General features: G+C 37.2%; 13 protein-coding genes, 2 tRNA genes and 1 pseudogene. 6 read left to right on the top strand and 10 right to left on the bottom strand.

The features are described 5' to 3' along the window. Positions 1-86: 86 nt before the first annotated feature. The 4 genes from HCUR_RS05740 (at position 87) to HCUR_RS05725 (ending at position 2,565) form a co-directional block, all read left to right on the top strand. Positions 87-173: transfer RNA gene (locus HCUR_RS05740), tRNA-Ser, on the top strand. Between the two features lie 31 nt (positions 174-204). Next, positions 205-585: a cytidine deaminase gene (locus HCUR_RS05735; protein WP_104207146.1), complete on the top strand. Its 381-nt coding sequence runs from the start codon at positions 205-207 to the stop codon at positions 583-585. 161 nt (positions 586-746) lie between these two features. Further along, positions 747-1,487, top strand: coding sequence for a hypothetical protein (locus tag HCUR_RS05730; protein WP_104207145.1), 741 nt, complete (start codon positions 747-749; stop codon positions 1,485-1,487). Between the two features lie 718 nt (positions 1,488-2,205). Continuing rightward, complete coding sequence (locus tag HCUR_RS05725) at positions 2,206-2,565, top strand: hypothetical protein (protein WP_104207144.1); 360 nt, start codon at positions 2,206-2,208, stop codon at positions 2,563-2,565. 365 nt (positions 2,566-2,930) lie between these two features. Here HCUR_RS05725 and HCUR_RS05720 read toward each other — a convergent pair whose 3' ends face one another. The 6 genes and pseudogenes from HCUR_RS05720 to HCUR_RS05700 all read right to left on the bottom strand — a co-directional run bounded on the left by HCUR_RS05720 (position 2,931) and on the right by HCUR_RS05700 (position 10,155). Next, positions 2,931-5,138, bottom strand: coding sequence for a transglycosylase domain-containing protein (locus tag HCUR_RS05720; RefSeq protein ID WP_104207143.1), 2,208 nt, complete (start codon positions 5,136-5,138; stop codon positions 2,931-2,933). 19 nt (positions 5,139-5,157) lie between these two features. Beyond that, the gene (gene glyS, locus HCUR_RS05715) at positions 5,158-7,194 is read right to left on the bottom strand and encodes a glycine--tRNA ligase subunit beta (protein WP_104207142.1); all 2,037 of its coding nucleotides are present in this window, start codon (positions 7,192-7,194) and stop codon (positions 5,158-5,160) included. Between the two features lie 634 nt (positions 7,195-7,828). Next, a complete protein-coding gene (locus HCUR_RS05710; protein ID WP_104207141.1) occupies positions 7,829-8,554 on the bottom strand; it encodes a triose-phosphate isomerase in 726 nt (241 codons plus the stop codon). Positions 8,555-8,568: 14 nt separating this feature from the next. Then, positions 8,569-8,641, bottom strand: a tRNA-Phe gene (locus tag HCUR_RS05705). 254 nt (positions 8,642-8,895) lie between these two features. Further along, positions 8,896-8,961, bottom strand: a pseudogene (locus HCUR_RS10275) (hypothetical protein); the annotation flags it as partial. Between the two features lie 639 nt (positions 8,962-9,600). After that, entirely contained in the window at positions 9,601-10,155 is a 555-nt protein-coding gene (locus HCUR_RS05700; protein WP_165780799.1) for a YqgE/AlgH family protein, read from the bottom strand. Positions 10,156-12,306: 2,151 nt separating this feature from the next. On the opposite strand from HCUR_RS05700, the gene HCUR_RS05695 reads away from it, so the two are divergent. After that, a complete protein-coding gene (locus tag HCUR_RS05695) occupies positions 12,307-14,415 on the top strand; it encodes a ComEC/Rec2 family competence protein (protein ID WP_104207139.1) in 2,109 nt (702 codons plus the stop codon). 71 nt (positions 14,416-14,486) lie between these two features. Here HCUR_RS05695 and mnmA read toward each other — a convergent pair whose 3' ends face one another. The 4 genes from mnmA to HCUR_RS05675 are packed head-to-tail and all read right to left on the bottom strand — an operon-like array spanning position 14,487 to position 16,752. After that, a complete protein-coding gene (gene mnmA, locus HCUR_RS05690) occupies positions 14,487-15,569 on the bottom strand; it encodes a tRNA 2-thiouridine(34) synthase MnmA (RefSeq protein ID WP_104207138.1) in 1,083 nt (360 codons plus the stop codon). Continuing rightward, entirely contained in the window at positions 15,566-16,057 is a 492-nt protein-coding gene (locus HCUR_RS05685; RefSeq protein ID WP_104207137.1) for a hypothetical protein, read from the bottom strand. The genes mnmA and HCUR_RS05685 overlap by 4 nt, the downstream gene beginning before the upstream one ends. Continuing rightward, on the bottom strand, positions 16,054-16,503 hold the full coding sequence (locus HCUR_RS05680; RefSeq protein WP_104207136.1) for an ATP synthase subunit B family protein: 450 nt from the start codon (positions 16,501-16,503) through the stop codon (positions 16,054-16,056). Before HCUR_RS05680 ends, HCUR_RS05685 begins: the two co-directional genes overlap by 4 nt. Positions 16,504-16,527: 24 nt before the next feature. Next, positions 16,528-16,752: an ATP synthase subunit C family protein gene (locus HCUR_RS05675; protein ID WP_104207135.1), complete on the bottom strand. Its 225-nt coding sequence runs from the start codon at positions 16,750-16,752 to the stop codon at positions 16,528-16,530. Between the two features lie 251 nt (positions 16,753-17,003). Here HCUR_RS05675 and HCUR_RS05670 point away from each other — a divergent pair, with 251 nt between their 5' ends. Beyond that, positions 17,004-19,889, top strand: a complete 2,886-nt coding sequence (locus HCUR_RS05670; RefSeq protein ID WP_104207134.1) for a hypothetical protein — start codon at positions 17,004-17,006, stop codon at positions 19,887-19,889. Positions 19,890-21,934: the final 2,045 nt, after the last annotated feature.

Here is a 21,934-nt window from a genome sequence, read left to right as displayed (position 1 = left end):
TAGGATCATGATTAAAATTTTTTTTATACAAAAAACCATATCGAGGCTAGTATTTTATTGTTAGATTATTTATAGTAAATGAAAAGGGATAGATTGCTGAGCGGTTGAAAGCACCGGTCTTGAAAACCGGCAAACGCGTTTGCGTTTCGTGGGTTCGAATCCCACTCTATCCGCGGTAATTTTGACGACAAAACCCAAAACCTAATGAGTTCTAAGATGAATAATCTTTCTAGTGCATCCAGAAAAGCATTGGAGGCAATGCTGAAGCATGCTAAAGCTAAAAAAACTAAGGTTGCAGCGGAAATCACTTTGGAAGATGGGAAACTTTTTTACGGATGTAATTTAGAAGCTGCGTGTCATACTCTTTCTATTTGTGCGGAGCGCGCTGCGGTTGTGAATGCGTTAATTCACTGTGGTCCAGAATTTCGCATTAAAAATGTATGGGCTATTGCAGAAAAAAACGGTACTCCTCACAATATTCAAGTGTGCGGAAGTTGTTTACAATTATTGTCCGAATTTGCAGCACCCAATTTATACATTCAAGGGTATTCCTTAGATGTATTGTATCCTATACGGTATAGTTAAGTAAAAAAAATTTCTTGACTGTGTTCTGTGCAATTAGACCATTTCCAAAAATTATGTTAATAAATTAATTTGAACTAATGCGTGATATAAAAAGTAGTGTATAAGTTCTAATTTAACTTCTAAGAACTAAAATGATAAATAAAAAGTCGTCTCATTAAATTATGAAAAGATATATTTTATTTTTATTTTTATTTTCTTCTTTTACTGTTCAAGGCATAGAGCCCCTTGATGCCACAGTGAAACCTTGGCCCTCGTCTGTTCCTACAAAAGGAGCCACTAGTTCTTCTGTTCCCGCAACGCCGGAGATGCTTAGCAAAGCGGAAGACAAGGAAGTGGAATCTGCACCTGCGATTTCCACTTCCTATAGCGTAAGTAGCCCAATCAGTTCTAGTCTCGGCAGCCCAGCTACTCCTATCACAAGTATTGCCCCTATCAAAACTCCTTCTGTTTCTCCTTCAACGCCTCCTATAGTCTTGCCGCAAATCGCTACCGGAATAGGGGTTGGTACACCCTCGGTCACGTCCATTACCCCCATAATGCCTGCGATAAATCCTGTACCCGGAGTAGTTCCCGTGTCACCAGTCTCTGCACCTGTTCCGTCTATATCCGCATCCGCTTCTTCTGATGCTTACCATCCTCCAGTTGCAGTATATTGCACGGATGGGGCTCAGATGGGACTTTTAGCCATTAAAAAAAATGCTTTGAGCGCTACAATTCCCACAAAAGCTAAAGGTATTCCAGTTTTGGAAAATACAGTAAAAACTCCTGTTCCTCAAGGACAACTTGCCTTAGCAAATCTTAAAAATCTATGCAGTGCTAAAGGAGGCGTGAACATCGAACGTTTAAAAAAAGATCTTGAAAAGCAAAAGTATGATACAAGTATTTTGAGTAAAATAAAGTAATTTTTTTTAGAACAGAATAATAGGGAAATACTTCTAGAAAGAAATTTACTCTCAGGGCTATTTTATAGGGAAGGGGCACTTTTTTAAATACGAACGCCTATATTGACCCTACGTGTCGTTTATGTAAATTCTTGATGGAAAAATCACCCTATTGTAAAAAGTGAAGCAGAAAGAAATCGCAAAAGATGCGTCTAGGAGGCCTAAAACTTTTCTTTAAACTACACTTAGTGTGGAGAATTCCAAGTTTCTTAAGTTGTTTCGACATGTAGAGCGAAAGAGTTTAAAATTAAAGAATTGTACCATGAGTTGACTTAATTCTGTAGAATTTAAGAGAAGATCAATAAATAAAAGATACTTTATCTTGTAAAACAGAAGATAAAAAATCTAAAAGTTATGATAGCAGTAGTTTTTCTGGCCTGAACAGGTACGTGTCCGGAGCGCGTTCACCAAAGAGTACACTGACGGTATATAAAAAAGTTCTGGTATTGGCTAAAAGTTGAGGTTTTTGAAGATCTTTAATATCTTGGTGTATAGAAACTATCATATATTTCAGGAAATTTTATGCAAGCTAATTTTTTCAGCTATGAGGACTCTGGTAAAGGGTTTTGGATGGGTAAACAGACCGTGTATAGAAGGGGGGACACGTTTAGAACAGGATATCACGATGGATCTCCTGGATGCCTATCAGTAAGAGCGTGGGATTAGCACTGTTGACATTTTGAAAGCCCTGAGACGTCTTGGTGTTCGCTATAAAAAAACCTTTCATCATTCAAAGACGGATCCACAAAAAAGATCTGTATTCTATCAAAAGCGTGATGAATTAAACAGAAAAGTTGATGAACGTGGAGTGGCTCATGATATGCCAAGACCTTACGGGTATTCTGTAAAAGGGCAGCCTTGTTACGCAAAAGAGGATTGGGGTTCCAAAAGTAGAACAAATGGTATAGGTGCTTTAATGGGCTCTACTTTAGGGGCCATTAGATTGCTGATGGGTTCTGTAGAAGTATTGGCTTGTTGGGGGGGTATAGGAAATTTTTCTAACCACTATCCCAGAAAACCCTTCTATTGTCATGAATAATGCTGCTTTCCATAAAGGTAAAGTTAGGTAGAAAATGGATTAAGGATGCTGGTCATACTTTACCTACCTCCTTATTCTCCTGACTTTAATCCCGTTGAGAAATAAATAGATACGCCGTTCTACACATTGTTCAATTGACGCGTTATTCTCTCTAACCATTCTATAGGTAGTTGGCTATATATCCCGTAAAAAAAATATTTACTGTACCCTTCTTTATCTGTGGCGTCTCCAATAAGCAATAAATTTTTTTAACATCTTCTTAGTCGCTTCAATCATTTGGAAAGCCGCCCTGTAGATTATTGCTTTTAATCTTCAAGTATTTTAATAAGGAGCCTTTTTTTGGAAAATAGATGTGCACGATCTTTTTAGCGTCCATTAGAGGAAGGTGTCCCCATATTAGACAAAATTTCTTTGATCAACTCTTCTTCAGTAGGATTTTTTTTACTACTATGCGAAGAGAGTGATGGAGATGAAGACGGGGAAACAGGGACGGCGCTTGGTGGAGCGCTAGATTTAGTTTTTTCGTTCTCTCTCTTTGCGTCATCTTGGTCATTCTCGTCATCCTCCTCATCTTCATCCTCGTCATTCTCCTCGTCGTCTTCATCTTCATCATCTTCGTTCCTTACCTGCTCTTGTGAAGTATCCTTATCTTTGGTAAAAAGAGTACTTTCTTCATCTATCTGCTCTAAGCCTTCGGTAAATTCTTCTTTTTGCCAATTTTCTGCTTTTGGATTTTTAAAATATTCTAATAGTCGTTCATTAAAAGCCCGCCACGCGTGAACCGTAGGCCACCCATCGCTCGGCTTTTCCATAGGTTTTTCGTTATCATTCCCACACCAAATTCCTGTCATAATGGATCCTGCAAATCCAATAAACCATACATCTCTATATCGTTGCGACGTACCCGTTTTTCCGCCACATGGTATTGTATCCCCCAGATCGGAATGTAATTTTGCCTTTCGACCTGAACCTTCCTCCACCACACTGTGCATCAAACTGCGCATCTCCTGAATAGCCTCTTTAGAAACACAAGGGGCAGTATTGCATTTAAGGTGTTGATAAAGAATTTTTCCTTGTTTATTCACAATTTTCTCGATTCCATAAGGACGAACTGATTTTCCTTCATTTAATGTCACAAGGTAAGCTCCTGTCATATCCAGCAGCGTGACTTCTCCGGAACCTAAAACAAGACTGTAATTACGGGGCAATTCGGAGGAAATTCCCAAAGTTTTTGCAAGGCGAATAACACGCTTCAATCCAATAGAGGTCGCAAGTCTCACTGCCACTGCATTGATGGACTGGGCAAACCCTGTACGAATAGTGACTTCTCCTCTTGCTTTATGTTTATAATTACTGGCTCTCCATCCCCCCACCTCAATGGGATAATCACTAATAAGATAATCCGGATCATATCCTTCGTCTAAGGAAGCAAGAAATGTGAAAAATTTAAAGCTAGATCCTGCTTGGCGCTTGGCTTGCGTAGCACGATTATATGCGCTTTTTGCATAATTCATACCGCCCAACATAGCTAATATTTCTCCAGAAGCCTTGGTACATACCAAAGCCATCTGACTGGCATGCACTTTGGACCCACGCGTTCTCATAACATTAAACACTTCTTTTTGTGCAATGCTTTGTATGTTAAGATCGATGGTGGTAATGATTTCAATGTCTTCTTTAACATCCTCTAAAAGTTCAGGTAAACAGGTGATCACCCAATCAGTAAAGTATCGACACATAGATTGCTTTTTTTTGGATACTTCTAGAGGAGACGGAAGCGCCATAGCTGTAGCCGCATCTTCCTGGGTAATAAATCCTTCTTCGACCATATTTTGTAGAACGCGCTTTGCTCTGGATTCCGAACGTTCATAGTGGCTTACTGGAGAGTAGCGGCAAGGTCCCTTTAACATTCCGATTAAAATGGCTGACTCATATAATGTCAAGTCACATGCACTGTGTCCAAAGTAGTGTAAAGATGCAGCATCCAATCCAGTGACGTTCGCTCCTAAATATACGCGATTTAGATACATTGTTAAAATTTGTTCTTTTGTAAATTTCATTTCCAATTTTACTGCCAGAATAGCTTCTTTAATTTTGTGTTTTAACGAACGATCTTTGTAGTTATACAGTTTTTTACTTTCGAAAAAATTTCTCGCTAATTGTTGCGTAATGGTGCTTCCTCCCTGTATAACACCGTTGGCTTTAATATTACGCAAGAGAGCACGAATAGTACCAATAGGATCAATACCAAAATGGTAAAAAAATCTTCGATCTTCCGTAGCCAAAAGCGCTTGCACAAGATAAGGTTTCATTTTTTTTACATTAATCGTAGTACCATAAAAATTACCGTAACTCCCTAAGATATTTCCTTGACGATCTTTAATTAAAATGTGAGGATCTCGATGAAGTTTCGTGATATCTTCAATGGAAGGAAGATCGTAGCCAAACCAAATAATCACTGCTCCTAAAGCCAAGCTTCCCCAGACACTTAAGATAAAGAACCATTTCGTTATACTCAATACCCATCGATAACGGCGTTTTGAAGGAGATTTAAAAAAACGCTCTTCTTTCATGCTACAAAAACTGTGAAAGTTAACAAGAGGTGGTAAATAAATTTGATAAATTACCCAACGGACGTGTATATCGCAACACGGATGCTAATAAACCCATACGAGAAGAAAACCCTATTACAGGTAATACATCTAAAAATTCATGAATACACCGAGAAAAATCTAAAGCGGTTGCCATAAAATCTTCTGTATTCCAAGGAACTGAGATGTAATCGAAAATTTTTTTCTCTTCTGGTTCAAATAATTCTGAATGTTTTGGTGCGCTGAATTCTTTAAGGCCTTCCTTATTATTATGGAGCAAAAAAAAGATTCGTTTATAGGCAGAAACAAAGGAAATTCCTGACTCTGTTTGCAAAAACTTGTGCAATTTATTGGCCAGCGTAAATAATTTTCCTAAAGGTTGAGAAAAGCGAAGCACACTAATAACCTCCGAAATTTCACGAGAAATATTTTTTTCTTGTAAATAGCGGGTAAACTGTTTAAAGATTAACTGTTCTAAAAGATCTAAACTATCTTTATTGGAGAGAACATTAAGTCGCTGAGTACTGCGATAACTTTCAAGACTAATACGAATACTTTCTGAAATAGAAAAAGGATATGTATGATGTAGGGTAAGGCACACCCATCCATAAGCACTACGACGCAATGCTAAAGGATCTTTAGAGCCAGTAGGATATTTTCCAATACCAAAAAATCCTACTAAGGTATCCATACGGTCTATAATTCCAAGCCATCCTCCAAGACAGCTTTGAGCAGTAAGATCTTGTCCGGGAGTTAAAGGCCAGTACTGCTCTTCCAGAGCTTGAGCCAGGGTGGGATCGACATTTTGGGCTAAAGCGTAATATTTCCCCATAATTCCTTGTAATTCTGGAAATTCTCGCACCGATTGGGTTGCTAAATCTGCCTTTGAAAGCGCCGAAGCAGCACTCAATGCACCGGAATCATCCAAATGTGTTGCCACAACTTCTAACCTTCGTACTTTTTCAATAACTGTTCCCAGACCATCAAAGAATATTTTTTCTTTAAGGTGCTGGTTATAGTGAGCCAAGGGATAACGAAGATCTTGATTCCAAAAAAAAAGTGCGTCGGACAATCGCGCCTCTGCCACTCGCTGATGTCCATCTTGAATTTCAGGAGTGAGAGGTGTTCCATCCAACACTACGATAAAACGAGAAGCAAGATTTTTGTCTCTTGTTACAGGAAAACAGCGCTGATGATGTTTTAACGTTGTTAATAAAAAAGGCGGAGGAAGTTTCAAAAAATCTGAAGAAAAGGATGCAAAAAATATCTTGGGCCACTCGGTCATTCCGCACACTTCTCCTAAAAGCCCTTCGAGTGCTAGGTCCTCCTTAAAGACCTGGTATCCATGATCGTTTGCGAGAGTCTCCAGATGAGATTGGAGATAAGTCCAGCGCTTAAAAGGACATACCCACAGATTGTGTTCCTTTAAGATATCTTCGTATTCCAAAGCGTGAGGAATAAGGATCCAGGGTGGCGTCAGCTCCTGAGACGATGCAGGATGTCCCGGTGTCATATTTTTCGTAGATATTCCAAGTCCTTGAGCTCTAAAGGTCCATGCTAAGAGCTTATTATCTAGAATACATACCAAAGAGTGGATAGGACGAATCCAGCTAAAATCATCGGTTTCATGCCAACGCATTCGTTTCGGCCAATGAAACTGCTCTAAAAAGTTTACACAGAGATTGTGTAACACTTCTTCTATATTTTTCGTTTCTTTTTTTGAAAACCAAAAAGATCCTTTGGAAGTTTTATTCTGATAACATATTTCGGGACCATGAGCATTTAAAAAAGCGTTTATCACAGAGGAAGGAGCCTCAACACTGGGGCCCTTCACAGAAAAACATTCTTGTGTATCATGTTCCAAACAGCGAATCAAAAATCCTACGCGCCGTAAAGAAGCAAACCCTTGCACTTCTCCTTCTAGTTTGTAAGATTTAAGAGCGTTTTCTACATGACGTTTAATTCGATTACAAGCATCTCTTTGCATGAGTGCAGGAATTTCATCACTGTATACTTCGAATAAAAGTGCTTGAGACATAGTCTTAATATAGAAACAAGTTTTTCAAAACACTTTGTATTTTATCTATAATTTCTTTTATATGCAAGACAATAAAGTTTGCAATTAACAAAGAATTTTACCATAAAAAAAGCTCTAAAATTTAGATAATGTAGTCACAAAATTTTAATTTTGAGTATTTTGGGCATAATGGGTAGAAATTCTTTACTATCTACTTTATGTAGATGAAAATTAATTTGAATATCATACTGTAATGTATATCGTGCTATATTTTAGTCTTTTGAAGCTTTTTTAGTACTGCTCAGTGATATTATCGCCATCATATTTTTTATTAGTCTGTGCACCTTGTGTCGATATGTCTTCTATGCTGAAGTACTAGCTGTCATTATACCGTAAGCCGCGTTTAGGGTATTAAAAATCTTTTTTGAGTTTTTTTTCGTAGCTTACGTCTTAACTTCTACTTTTTTAGCTGAGAGTACACGTTAATGTGGGGCAGGTCCTATAGTGATCCATTCATTCCACACGTTCTATCTTCCCATCTCACAAAGCCACGGCACTTATTGTCTTCGCTTACCTAATCAGGAGGGAAACACTCTTCATAAAGTGTTATTAAAATAGTTTTTCGTAATAACCAGCTGAACTATACTCATCTTGGTTATCGCAAAGTAGTTTTGGATTGTACTTTACCATGAATTTCTAAAATTTCCAAAAGCATGGTCCATATAGCGTGTTGGAAGCTGGCTTGACCGATAAGAATTCCATTAAATATATTGAGGTCTAAAATTTCTTTTAAATTTTCTGGGCGAACACCTCCGCCGTAAATAAAGCCCTGGGTAAATTTTAAATGAGATTTTAAATATTGAAATGCTTGTGTTAAATATCCACACGAGGGAGGCGTTTTTCCTCCGATAGCCCAAATGGGTTCATAGGCAATGTAAAAAGGCGCTGATGCTGGCAAAGAGGAAAGATAAGAAATTTTTTTCGCAAGACTATACCAGGCGCTGGGGGCTTCTTCGCCCAAACAAAAAATAGGGACGAGATTCGCTTCCCAAGCGCGTTCCATTTGTTGTTCCAACACTTCCAATGACTCTTTTCGCTCAGCGTGCCCAATGAGGACATATCCACAGCCGATATCCTGTAACATACTGGCCGTTATTTCTCCAGTAAAAGCACCTTTTGTTTCTATTCCGCAGGTTTGCGCACCCAAACTGTACCCAATAGGAAGTCTCTTTTTTACAAGATCTAAATAAACAAAAGGCGGACATAAAACCGGACGTACATGTTCAGGTAAGGAAAGTCGAATAATAGTAGAGAGAAATTTATGAATTTCTTCTGTACTTCCTTGAGATTTCCAATTTCCGATTAAAAAATATTTTGGCATGTCAAAAGAAAACGTGCCCAGGGCAGGAATCGAACCAGCGACACAAGGATTTTCAGTCCTTTGCTCTACCAACTGAGCTACCTGGGCTATAAATGTATATCTTACTGACTTTGTTTAAAATGTCAATACTCTGATTGGCGTATTGTAGAGCCATCTCATGAAAATTTTCGTATTAAACGCTTACATAACACACTGTTCTCTCATCTAGCTAATTTTTCGCTATTTAACAGATTGCATCTTATAGTAAATCATGTATAGTAATATAGCTTAAAGATGAGATTGGAAAGAATTTAAATAAATCCTTATAATCATTCAGTACATTAAATAATGTTACGGTTAATTCATCGTTTTATAGTAGCCCAGAATTGCTTAATAGGATTCAGGTTAGGCGAATATAGGGGCAAGAAAACTAGCTCCTAGCCAAGCGATGCAATCAATGCTTTTGTCTTATAAGTGTTCTGGAATGAGGTATGATCCAAAATAAACCCTTGTTCATGGTTTTGCTTTTGAAGTTAACTCTGTTCTACCCAATGATTAAAAAAATTCGTATTGCGAAAACCATCAATACTCATGGGAGCGATAGATTTATTATTTCAGCTATGCTATAGATTCTGTTGTAATAGTTGCCACGCTTTTTACTTCTCTTACCCTATCTTCTATCTTCGTAACTCGCTATATCCAAACCACTTTTATTCACACTATTTAAGCGTTTGAGAGAAGATGTTTTTTTCTTACTCTAATTCCTCAGAGCCAAAGCGTTTTTTATCACTAAATCCTAGCTTCTTGAATACTGCTGCGGCATATCTTTTGAGTATAGAAAACTCAGCCCCAATATTATTACTCTATTTATTCACTGTATTCCTTTTTTTTTCATGTATTAATCTTTTTCTGACATTGTTACGCGACGGGCTTGTCAATCTCTTTCCTTTTATCCTGGAATGGTTATGCACCTAATTACAAAGTAATTGACTACATCCTCAGTGTAACGAAAGTTTTTTCTGTATTAATTTTTTGGAGTAATTTTGATGTAAAAGCAGGATATTTCGTTATCCCACACTTCCAGGATAATAGGTGAGAACAGTGTCCTGAGGAAGGTTCAGCATAGACAATGCTACGTCCCACTTGTCTATTGGCGCTACTTCAAAAATGAGTTTTAGTGTGGCTGGCATTGCAATCCAATCGTGATTCATAAGCTCTTCTTCAATTTGTCCAGAACGCCAAGTGGCATATCCTATTAAGGTAAGCGTGTATTGTGGAAATATTTGTGGAAGGGTTAAATCAGTAAAATTTTTCGTTTCCTTTGCGGGAGATACTCCGTAATTTTCTCCAATACGTAGCGTTTCTTCCGTAAAATAATCTTGAGAATGTAACAAAAATCCACGTCCCATATCAGAAGGTCCTCCCCACAACATGGTTCCTGAAGAGGTTAAAATAACATTTTCTAAAGCTTCAGGCCAATCTTGGCGCTGCAGCGGAAGGTTGATAAAAAAGCCCATAGCGCCTTCATCACCATGATGAAATATAAAAACAACACTTTTTTGAAACTCTTGTTTTCGAATGTTTGGGAAGGAAACAAGAACATATCCAGACAAATTAGGCATTTTATTTAGTTCCATTGTTGTTTATTTATTTTAAATTAAAGTAACGTTTGGGAAACAAGACTTATCTCAAAACTCTAGTAAGAAACCTATCATGTGCATGAAAAAAGTGCAAGATACTTCATGAAAAAAAATGCAAGATACTTAATATACAGTGTAAAAATTCTTGTTTTGAGTTATCGAGTTAACAAGTATAGGACTTTGGTATCGTTTTTTCAGGGTTTAATGATGAATCTATAAGGTATTAGACCTTTAAGCGGTCTAAATCGCTTGGCACAATTCTAAGCATTCACAAAGACGGTAAGAGTTTGTTTGAGCGGGTCATAGGTATCGTAATAATACCACTTGACGGGTGCCTATTGAAGGGTTTTGTTCATAAGCTTAACCTACCCCTTGATCCATAGAGGACTCACTTTTATGAGGCGATACCGGATTTTATTTTCATAACCGATATAGCAAATCACCCTAAATGAGGTGCACAACTTTAGTAGAAAAAAAGGAAAAACGTCCACAAGGTCATGGATCGTAAATCATCTACTATTATTTGGAGAAAAGAAGCGGGTTATAATATCATATTATTGAGCGAATTCTGTAATTCTATTTTTTAATGTATCGTTTTATATTAGCTCAAAAATTTTTAATGGGATTCAGGTCATGCGGATATGACGGTAATAAAACTAGCCCATAGCGCAGCGATTCGATCAATTCTTTTTTATTATAAGACAGTCTCAGCGTTTACAGATTTTTCGGCATCTATCCTATAATTGGCGTCTTGTATTTGATATCATTCGATCTGTGGCCTAAAAAACTTAATTGGGGTGCCAAGCGCATAACGTGCAGCGTGCTACTCAGTCCTTTTTTTAGACCTTGTGCTTACATATCAGTTTCTAGATTGTTTAAAATCTAAGCTTTGATGATTTTAGAGTCAATGATTATCCATATCTGGCGCCAAAGTATTGAGTATCTTTTTCTAAACCCCAGCTTTTGTACTTTTTGCGTGAAGCGCTCTAAGAATGACTTGTTCTGGCTATCTATAGTACTTCTATTATAAATCCTTCATATCGTAGTGTTCACTTTTTATCTCTCCTTTTACCAAGAAAAAACTGCTTTTGATTTACTCGATTTTTTTAAAACCTTAGAGGATGCGACTAACGCATGTCACAACGCTTCAATTATAACTTCTTTATCTCTAAATATCCATCTCATTAGATATTCCTATTTCTAAGTAAAACTCTTTATAGTAGCTCTTTTAAGGTATAGAGAGTGCTTATCCACTCATTTAATATAGATTTTTTCCTTGTTACGCTTTGAACAAGATGGCTTTTTATTTTTCGTAAGTCTTTTTATGCCATTGTTTTTACAGTCTTTACACCATTTGTTGAATGTATCCCGGCTTAAATCTAATACTTCAAATACTTTTTTCACTATTCTTGTAGGACGAAACGATTGCGTGAAGCTTGTTTGCTACTACTCCTAGATTCCCTGATTTTTTAGAGCCAAGCTCACTTTATCTATCTATCTATTCCTGATCTATTACGCGAGTCTTTTTTTCTATTTTAAACTTCCATAAATAGTTTTATAACGACTTATGAATACACATTAATAGATCGTTTGAAATAATACATTATATTTAGATTATAACTAGGAAATTGTATTAGATTTCTGATGCATAATTTTTTCATTTTTAATTTTATTCTACTCTATATAATTCAATTTCTTAAATAAAATTATTTTTATATCTTTTTTTTGCTCAAAATTTCGTGACAAAAATGGCTAGTCTTTTTTACTAATTTTTTTAGGAAGTAAACAATAGAGAAAGACTTTGACTAAAACAGGACGGAAATACAGCCTGTATCTGGAATTTTTGAAGAAACTCTGGCTCTAAATTTTCCTTCTAAAGAGGGATAATAACTTAAATTAATCCATTAGACTTGTGCTAAAAAGACGCTGTACACGTATTCTGTGCTGAATATTAACCGAGTTTTTATTTACCTGAAATACTCTCCTGTACATTGTTAATAGAATAAATTACTTATACAATGGAAAAAAAATTCTTTAAAATTGATAAATCTAAATTTTTTCTTACTTTTTAGTGTACTAAAAATTTTATCTTTCTCTTTTTCTCATGTCGTATTCTAGGAAAAAATACTTCTTATGAATTTATTTTTATATCAAAAATTGTGTAGAAAACACGGACTTATTAAAATTTTTGTTTACCAAATATTCAATCAATACACCATCTTAAAAGATGGACTTTATTTGCGCTTTATTCAAGAACATGATCGATATATATTATGGCTACCTTTTGGGCTTGCAACAGGAATTTATGGGTATGGGGTGCTTCCTTACGAGCCTAAAACAGGGACCTATGGCGTACTATTCACTGCTTTAGTATTTAGTGTAATAGGAATTTGGATAGGAAAAAAAATCTTTTTCAGAGTCTTATGCTGGGGGATCTTATCTTTTAGTCTAGGATTTTTAAGAATTTCTAGTTGCAGTCCTTTTCAAAGGCTTCTTAAAAAAGAATTAGGTCCTTTTTGGATCAAAGGGAAAGTGGTCGCGTTAGATCATACAGCTTCCAATTCGGGTAAATTGTATCCCAGAGTTTGGATAAAAAACCTGTACTCCAAGCGTGGTCCGTTATCTTTACCCTGTGTTCGATTGGGTATTCGTACTGCTTGTGAGGGTAAAATCACTCCAGGAGACTGGATTGAAGCGAGGGTTAAGCTGATTCCATGGCCCAAACCTGTGGTACCGGGAGGATATGATGCACAATTTCAGCAATTTTTTCAAGGAGTTTCTGCATATGGATTTAGTGTTTCTGTGGTGCACGTCACTCCAGGACACCACGGCGTTTTAACGCAATTTCGTCATTATTTGACCAAGACTTTTCATGAGAAACTGCCTTATCCTTTGGGCGCTTTGGCAAGTGCATTAATTACCGGGGATAAAACTGCACTTCCTTTACAATTACGGCATGATTTTTCTGTTTCTGGATTGTCGCATATTCTTGCCATTTCTGGCCTACATTTATCTATTGTTTCTGCCATAGGGTTTTTTGTATTTCAATGGCTATTTCGATGGGTACCCAAGCTAGGATTAATTATAAGCTTACAAAGCTTAGCAGGAATTTTTTCTTTGATTGTAGGGGCTATGTATGCCCACGTTTCAGGATTAGGGTACCCAGTGCAACGTTCTTTTATCTTAATGGCTGGTGCACTTCTGGGAGTGTTTTTAAATCGCTGGCCTTCTTCAGTACGATTACTGGCTTTGTGTGGTTCAGCAATTTTACTGGTCCAGCCCCAGGCCTGCTTTAGTTTAAGTTTTCAACTTTCTTTTATTGCTACTGCAAGTTTAATGACCATTCCCAATGAATTTTGGAGTAAAATTTTTGAGGAAACGCATCACCCTCTTTGGAAACGATGGGGAAAAAATATTTTAATGATGAACATAACGACTTTAGCCGCTACTTGTTCTACGTTACCCTGGATTGCATTTTATTTTCACCAATATTCTTTGCAAAGTATTGTTAGCAATGTGTTTGCTGTAAGCTGGACAAGCTTTTGTGTAATGCCCATGGGGCTGCTTGCATTACTTTTTTTGGTAACGCCCTATTCAGACGGTATATTTTTTTTATGGGCATTAACGCTGAAGGGGTTGGTAAAGATTGCACAAAATTCAGAACATTATCTGGGATTTTTATTGTTTCATTGTCCTTTATACAGTCAATGGATTTTTTTTGCTCAAGTGATATGTGTTTTTTGGTGGCTCATATGGAAAGGAAGCTGGAGATGGTGGGGTGTTGGGGGACTTTTTATTTTACATAGCGTGGCCTGGTACTGTTCTTTTAACCCAAAAATTCTCATCACTCCGGATTATATCGGTGTTGTGCAAGAGGAAACGTATACGCTTTGGGTTACCGATACTCGAAAAGGAAAGTACGTTATTGCTCAGTGGGCTCGAATTTTAAATCTTCATCATATTTGTAAAGAAAATACGCTTCAAGACTCTTCTATTAAGGCCTTATTTGAATTAGGAAAAGCACTAAGGTGCCAGTATCCTAAAGCGCTTACATTCCAGTACACAGGGGGTCACTGGATTGCCAGTGTTTTGTCTGACGAGAACCGCCCTTGGCGCTTTCAAGAATATTCTCTAAAAAAAAGTTTTTTTGAAAAAAAACCTAAAAAGATGCGCACGCCTGATCCAAAGTCGTCTCGAAAACTCAAAAAATTACATTCTATAAAGGAAAAAAATCTGGTTTAGACAAATTTTTAAGAAATAGAAGCGAAATAAAATAAAACGCTTAGTATCTTATATATTTCATAATAATGAATCTAAATTTTATTACTTTCCACAATCCATCCCCCTCCCAATACTCTTGTTCCTTCATAAAACACGCAAGCTTGTCCTGGAGCCACTCCGTATTCTAGGGTTTGTAACCGGACTTCTAAGGTCGAGGGAGAAAATAGCGCAGGAATCAACGCCCCGGAAGAGCGAATTCGGGCATGAACTTGGATTGTCTCTCCTTTGTAGTCGGGAGCAATCCAATTGAGTTGTTCCAGCTTTAATACGTTTCGGCCTAAAGCATCTCTCGGGCCTAGGATTAAGGTATGGGTTTCAAGATTCATCCCAGTGACATAAAGCGGTTCACAAGCACCGCCCACACCCACGCCCTGACGTTGTCCAATGGTAAAATATGCTAGTCCTTTATGTTCTCCCAATACTCGGCCATCTGCGTGAACAATAAGACCTGGACTGGGAACAATGGCTTGCTTTTCCATCCAGGATTGATACGAAGTTTTTGCCATAAAACATAAATCTTGACTTGCTTTTATCTGAGAATTTTTAAACCCAAGGGTTTGAGCCCGGAGGCGGGTCTCTTCCTTAGAAAATTTTCCTAAAGGAAATAAGTGTCTTTGGATATGTTGAAACGTTAACATAAACAAAAAAAAGCTTTGATCACGCCGTAGATCTAGGCCACGATGAAGCTCTGCGCCATGAGGTTTATTGAGACGCTGGACATAATGCCCCGTGGCAATATACTGAGCTTTGAACTGTAACATGGCGCGCCACAACCCTTCTGTTTTAACATCTCGATTACATTTAGCGCAGGGCAAGGGAGTTTTTCCTTTCTGGTACGCTTCCAGAAAAGGATCAATGACTTTTTCGCGAAACAGTGCCTCTTCTTGAACGACATAATGCGGAATACCTAAGGTATCGGCTGCCTCTCGTGCGTGTTGAATGAATAGAAGTGGGTGGCACTCTCGTTTTGCCTCCGGGGTTTCTTCCAAACTTTCTTCATAGTCGTAAAGTTTTAATGTGACCCCAATTACGTCATAGCCTTCTTCTTTTAATAGCGCTGCGGCCAGAGTACTGTCTACCCCTCCGGACATACCTACAATAACCCGAGGAGTCACGATGAGCGCTCCTTCAAAAATTGAGAGAACACAGAATTATTTAGCTTTGCGTATCGGACCATATCTTGGTGAAGCAGTGTACCAAGGTGTATGTTGAGTTCTTTCATAAAACGCTGATTGGCCTCTTTTTTCCAAGCCTTTAATAAAGTATCACATTGTGTATGAAAGCGTGCATTTTCCCAGGTTTCTTTATTGGAAAGCTCTTTTTGAAAGGTTTTCTCCAGTTGAATACTGTGCTGCTCTATATGTTGCAAAAACGATTCTTTTTTCGTTTCAAATCGTTCTAGTATAACTTCTGCATATTCTAAACGATCCTGCGCTTCTTTTAAAATTTGATCTATTTTCTGAAATTCCAGGGACACTTCTTGTCTATGCTCTTCCAGCTTTGCTATTAACATGTTCCATCCCGGCTTTGCTAACATAATACACAGCAACAGGAAAGCTACCCCTACCATAAAAGTTGGATTTAAAAAATGATCTATGTTCATGATGGAGGGTTCTCTTTTTGAAGATACTGTTGAATAAGGTGCTGAGCAATCTCTGTAGTGTCTTTTTGGATATGCTGCATAAAATTTTTTTCCATAACAAAAAGCTCTTCTTTCACACGAGACAATTCCAAATCAAATCGCTGCTTCAAATCCAAAAGATGTTGTGCCATAATCTTTTCTTGTTCTTGCGTTATGGAGAAAATCTGGTTTTGGAATAGCTTTTCCAAGTGTTCTTGTTGAGTGTCGCACTGGAGGTGAATATCAGCACTTTTTGCATGTAATCGTTGCACTTCTTCCATCATGGTGGCTAAATGGGCAGAGCGTACTGCTTGAATACTGCGCACTCGGGGGATGATCCACCAGTGCATAGCAACCCACAGTACTCCAAAACATGCGCATACCCAAAAAATTTGAGAAGGAAAAAAGTGTGAATCAAATTGAGGCATTCTCTCTTTGGCTCCTTAAAACTTTTAACTAAACAAAACGATAAACGCCACAGAAAGCGCAAACAATGCTACCGCTTCAGTCATAGCAACACCGATTAATCCTAAGGCATATACTTTCTCTTTTGCCGCGGGGTTTTGAGCAATACACTGGATTAACGTTGTAAAAATTTTACCCACAGCCAGTCCTACAAGTCCTAACGGCAATACAGCGATAGCGGCTGCAAGGTATTTAAAGGCTAAATCGGACATTTTTTATTCTCCTGAGGGACAAAGCGTCTTATATACACTAGGATACTAAAATTTTCTCCTCAGGAAAAGATCGAAAATTTTTTTTATTCTATTGTTCCGAAATCAAAGACTAAAAGTGTGGGGGAGTTAACCGCTCGTGCCCTAAATAGCGCAAGCCTAAAAAATTAATATATTTTTTATATTGACTAATATAAAATTTTTATTTATAACCTTAATGTGAATATTTTTAAAAAAAATGATTTATATTTTATATGAAAAAAATCCATAAAAAAGCATTGTTTATTGTTTTAGGAGGGCTGTTTTTGCAGACCGTTCCAGCGTATTCCGACCCCAAAAGTATAGGAACTACCTCCTATCACATTTTAAATACATCTCCAGCGCAGTATATGCAGGGGGATAGTTTCCGCTTAATTGAAAAATTTTTAAGAAAACGGGACGCTTCAAAATATCAAACTCAAGTGGCAAACGCCATGACAGTAGCGGTAGGACATTGTCAAGGATTGGTATATGTTTGGTATCTTGAAGAAATTCTTAATCCCTTACAAAAAAACTTTACACAGTTTATCCAATGTATCGATTCTCTAAGTAAAGGGGAACTTTTAAGCCCTGAACAGGCACAACGCTTTGATTCTACACTTCAAAAAGTTCTTTTTTCTCAAAATTTTCAGTTACGTAGCTTGGTTCAAAGGAAAGATAAATTTGATAGCAGAGGTGCCCCAGTACAGCATCTAGAGGGATTTTGTATTGTAGATCCGAAAAATTCTTATATTCCACAGTTAAACGTCTTAGACTTTTTTTTAGAGGAAGGAATCGCGTGTAAAGCACCGCGTACATTATCGTTGGATGTTTTCTCAACCCTTCATACTAAGGAAATATTAAATGAAATACATGAAGCCCTGTCTCTATCAGATCCTGCCCAAAAAGAAAAATTACAGAAGCTAAATGACACCCTTACTTACCCAGAGCCCTGCTATAAAAAAGAATTAAAAAAAGTACAGGAGATGTTTCAGAGCTCAGAGTATCCTTCTAAAAAAACACTGGTGGACATACTTAAAGATGCACGCTATTATACAGAGCCGTGCGATCAGGCAAACTTAGAGCGAATTCTTAACACGCTTTCTGACCCATCCCTTGAATCCAAAGAACCCATAAAAGAACAGATTCGATACGCGCGTTTTCTATCATCTACGCCTATCAAGAAGATAAAATTATATGAAGTGCTTACTGCCATGTATGACTCAACGTCCAACTGGAAAGATAATGTAAAAACACTCATTGAAGAAGAGCTTTTTCGCCTAGAACAGAATCAGCAAAAGTTTAATACGATGGTCCATAAAATGCGAGAAATGCTTGCTGCACCAGAATTAATGGTTTATGACGTATTAAGGAAAGAAGTTGAATCATATTGTCTTGAGCAGAAAGAATTCTTTGAATTCAATGATATAGATATAAAACAATGTTCTCAAGAATATCGTACAATGTTTAGTCTGCTTGATGAACCAAACCCCACCCAAAAGAAAGAAATAAAAAGGCATATTGATGAATTTTATGTGTTTATTAAATCCATGCAGTCTACCTATATAAAGCCTACTCTGAAGAGAGAGTTAAAGAAGGTTTTTCAAAAAAGCTTTCAAGAACTAAATATGGATTTTATGAACCTCGACGAGAATTGGAAAAAAATTTTTAGGTTTTTTAATCATACGGACTTCTATCATCCTATCAGTAAAAAAGAAATAAAGAAACTTCTTGAAAAACTTGATAAGCAAGAGTATGCCCAGGATTCTGTGGTCCGGAGAATGTGTCAAGATGTATTTTTTCGATCAGATGACTTCAGACAAAAAAATATATTCAATGCAATTCTTGCTCCATTTTCTAAAGAAAAAGAAGAATGTAATGATTGTTTACTAGACTATGCTACAAATGTTTTGTTCGAGGAAATGGAAACCTCTATAGGGGAAGCAGAAGAAAAACTTAAGATTGTGCTTGAAAAAGCGCTTCAGCTACCCCAGAGTGCTACCGAAAAAGAACACTTACAGCACAAGCTTAAACTTCTTGAGAAAATTCTTCAGTCTCCTGAATTAAAAACGGAATTTTGCAGGGAACTCTCAAAAACGCTTTATGAAGACGTCCAAACGCTTTATGAAGACGTCCCTATAAATCGGGATGCATTAAAAAAAAGTATGGAAGAATACCTTGAAACACCAAACTGGAAGAAGCCCCTCCAGGAGGCTCTGGAAAACGCATCTGTTACACCAGACCTGTTTCCTAGATTACAGATAAATAAAATGTTAGCAGTACTTGATGAATCGGGCTACCAGGAAAAATTAAAGGAAATTTTGGAGACAACGCTTTCCTATCAAAATCCTAGCTACCCCAAACCTTTAAAGCATCAAATTCAAGAGGCGCTTACTTCGTCAGATCTTACCTCACTATCTTCATTAAGGGAAATGCTTGACAAGGCTATTCATGCATCAGCATTGAATAAGGAAAAGATCAAGACGCTTTTTGCAGAGATGTTGAACCATCCAAAGCATAAATTTTTGAATGTAGCCTTGAGGGGGTCAGAAGGGGGGCACACGGTGGGTATTTATGGAAAAATAGGCGATATTCTTTTCTATGATCCTAATTACATCATTGAGAAGGTAGAGGATCTTGATACTTTGACGGATCGAATTATTAGGGCAGGCGAGTGCTTAGTTTCTAAAGAAATTTTACACGAAGATATCAGTCCGTTCTCTCTGTCTATCGAAATTCAAAATTTTTATTGTCTTTCTGAGGAGACAGGATATTACTCTGGGCCCCATACGTACGATGCTCAAAACAAAGAAAATTTTCATACCCAAATAGTGAAATGCGTAGGGTCTTTGGAAAAAAATGACCGAGCCTTATTTCAAAGGTTTCGCGCTTCAAGACTCAATTCGTTATCTCTTGATACAGAGAACGTGTTTTCTGTTACGCGTCTACCTCGAGTCGATTCTAAATACCGCGTTGAGATAAAAGACAATGTTTTGGGTACCTATGATAATGCTCTGGACGCGAGCAATGCTGTTTTAGAGAAAATAACGGATACTGATACCGTATACTATGTTCTCACAGTACAAGAGAATGAATCCCTTGAACAAAAAGAGATCTCTTAATTATTCCCGAATGGATGTCCCTAACGAAAAAAAATAGTAAAAAGGTCTTTTTTATCCTTTTTTTAGGGACACTCCTTGAAGATTCCCTTATTTTTCAGGACATCGTGTTAATACTGATAGTTCGGTTCTAGAATGAAATGCAACTTTTTTTGCATATTTGGCTATAGGATCTAGGCGTTTTTATTTGAAAACAACATATTTATATATACACTTCAACTTAATTTAACTATAAAAGAATAGTTAGACCGGATACTCAACTGAAAGTGTTTATTTTAACTCCATGGCATTGCTATTATTCAGAACCCAAGAAAATTTTCGGTCATTTGTGCAGTCAATACCGTGCCCTTACCATGCGACTACCAATATGTGTGGATTTATGGAAAGTCTCAGCCTTGGGAGCCAAAGGGGATTTACGCAAAAGCAAAGGTGCTAGACAGTGTCGTATTCCTAATCGTTTTGCTTTCAAAGGGTTTTCAAAAATGAAAAGCATTTAGAGATTGCAATCACGAGATGGATTATACTCGCAGGGAGGAGGCGTGCATGTTAAAAATGTGTATTTTCCTGAAAAAATTTTCTAAAAAAAATTTAATTCAGCATTGCTATTTCTGGAATCCAATCTTCCAGGGGGAAAAGGGCTTTGGGGCGGTAATAAATCTATGAAGTTTTACAGATTATGAGAACGTGTGCGCTCTGTGACGCCATTTTCCGCCAGATTACGGCAAAGGGAGTAACATGTATCGCCGATTTGTTCATTGAAGGTGTACGGAAATTGGACAAAAATTTTTTGAACCACGTAATATTTATGCGGATTTTTAGTGGTTTATGATGGATGCCAGCCCCATCCAAAATATCCTCAAGGGAAAAAATAAAGAAATAAGCCGTTCAAAAGGGAGCGAAACACAAAATATACCTGGCCGTGGATGCAAATGGATCTTACGAATGTACTATAGCTGACTGAACGCAGGGGCTCGAAACCCTATTGAACGCCTAGGGCTCAGTGCATTCTGTGACTGAAAAAAGCCTATGATGGTGATGATAAGCGAATCAAGCGGCTATAAAAGGTATAATTTCCGTAATTCATAAGGGGAAAAATCGAAGAATTCAGCAATATTACGACAAAGCCTTCTATACACTATATCATTTGGTTGACAATACATTCTTTTATCTTAAACAATGGCACGGAATTGCCCCACACCATGCCAAACCCCCATTTTCATTCTTGACTTCGGTTCACATCTGATACAGGGTTCGCTGGCTTAAAATTTCGTGACTAAACTGTTTAGTCATTGGGAGGAAAATCTTATATTTTTTATAAAACACCCTCAACATATAAGAGGCTTCTTGAAGGAAAAAATACTCTTTAGGCTAAGCATTTCACTCACAACCAAAAATCTCATGATGCCGCTTGCCATGATGGGGTTATTGAAGGTTTTTCAGCCAAAGACTTGAACCCCCTTGACGTTAGAGTAATGGGGGTGCGTTTTCAGCCTATGATGTGACAATAATAATGAAAAACTTACACGAGATTTGCCGTGCACCCCTAACATTAAAACTATGAAAAGAAAGCCTATGGAAAGAAAGCAATTAAAGCAATTCGATAAAACGTTGGAACATTACATTTTAACACTAAAAAACCTACGGGGCGCTTCCTTCTTGAGGTCTTTAATCAAAACTTATACCGTTTTGTATTTGAACTTTGAATAGATCTCCAACGATCTACTTTTTGAACCACTGCTACAAGATGTTATTTGAAACGTTAGCGAACAAAGCCCTCATACTGATACCTTCGTTTGTTGTACATGAAATTTAGTTAAGAATCTTTTAATTTTATACGAGTTTACTATTTATTAAACAATTTTATTTAAGGATTCTACTCGTAAACTACTGTGTACTTTGAAAGGGATGCGATTTATGAGATTCCATCTTTCTGAATTCTTAACTTAATTTTATATTAACGCTACGAAAGAAAAAAATATAAGCATAAAATACTTTTTTATATTTGCAAATTTTTTTTTTTTTTTTTATGATACAAAGAGGTATAACCA

Source organism: Holospora curviuscula (genome assembly GCF_002930195.1).
Lineage (GTDB): Bacteria > Pseudomonadota > Alphaproteobacteria > Holosporales > Holosporaceae > Holospora > Holospora curviuscula.
Note: the sequence above shows the minus strand (reverse complement) of the source record. Positions and strands in the feature narration are given on the sequence as shown.

What these genes read in the sequence shown, in the direction of transcription:
- HCUR_RS05720 (WP_104207143.1), bottom strand. Translation starts at nt 5,138, where the DNA reads ATGAAAGAAGAGCGTTTTTTTAAATCTCCTTCAAAACGCCGTTATCGA.
- HCUR_RS05695 (WP_104207139.1), top strand. Translation starts at nt 12,307, where the DNA reads ATGAATTTATTTTTATATCAAAAATTGTGTAGAAAACACGGACTTATT.
- HCUR_RS05710 (WP_104207141.1), bottom strand. Translation starts at nt 8,554, where the DNA reads ATGCCAAAATATTTTTTAATCGGAAATTGGAAATCTCAAGGAAGTACA.
- HCUR_RS05670 (WP_104207134.1), top strand. Translation starts at nt 17,004, where the DNA reads ATGAAAAAAATCCATAAAAAAGCATTGTTTATTGTTTTAGGAGGGCTG.
- HCUR_RS05735 (WP_104207146.1), top strand. Translation starts at nt 205, where the DNA reads ATGAGTTCTAAGATGAATAATCTTTCTAGTGCATCCAGAAAAGCATTG.
- HCUR_RS05700 (WP_165780799.1), bottom strand. Translation starts at nt 10,155, where the DNA reads ATGCCTAATTTGTCTGGATATGTTCTTGTTTCCTTCCCAAACATTCGA.
- HCUR_RS05685 (WP_104207137.1), bottom strand. Translation starts at nt 16,057, where the DNA reads ATGAACATAGATCATTTTTTAAATCCAACTTTTATGGTAGGGGTAGCT.
- HCUR_RS05680 (WP_104207136.1), bottom strand. Translation starts at nt 16,503, where the DNA reads ATGCCTCAATTTGATTCACACTTTTTTCCTTCTCAAATTTTTTGGGTA.
- HCUR_RS05675 (WP_104207135.1), bottom strand. Translation starts at nt 16,752, where the DNA reads ATGTCCGATTTAGCCTTTAAATACCTTGCAGCCGCTATCGCTGTATTG.
- HCUR_RS05730 (WP_104207145.1), top strand. Translation starts at nt 747, where the DNA reads ATGAAAAGATATATTTTATTTTTATTTTTATTTTCTTCTTTTACTGTT.
- glyS (WP_104207142.1), bottom strand. Translation starts at nt 7,194, where the DNA reads ATGTCTCAAGCACTTTTATTCGAAGTATACAGTGATGAAATTCCTGCA.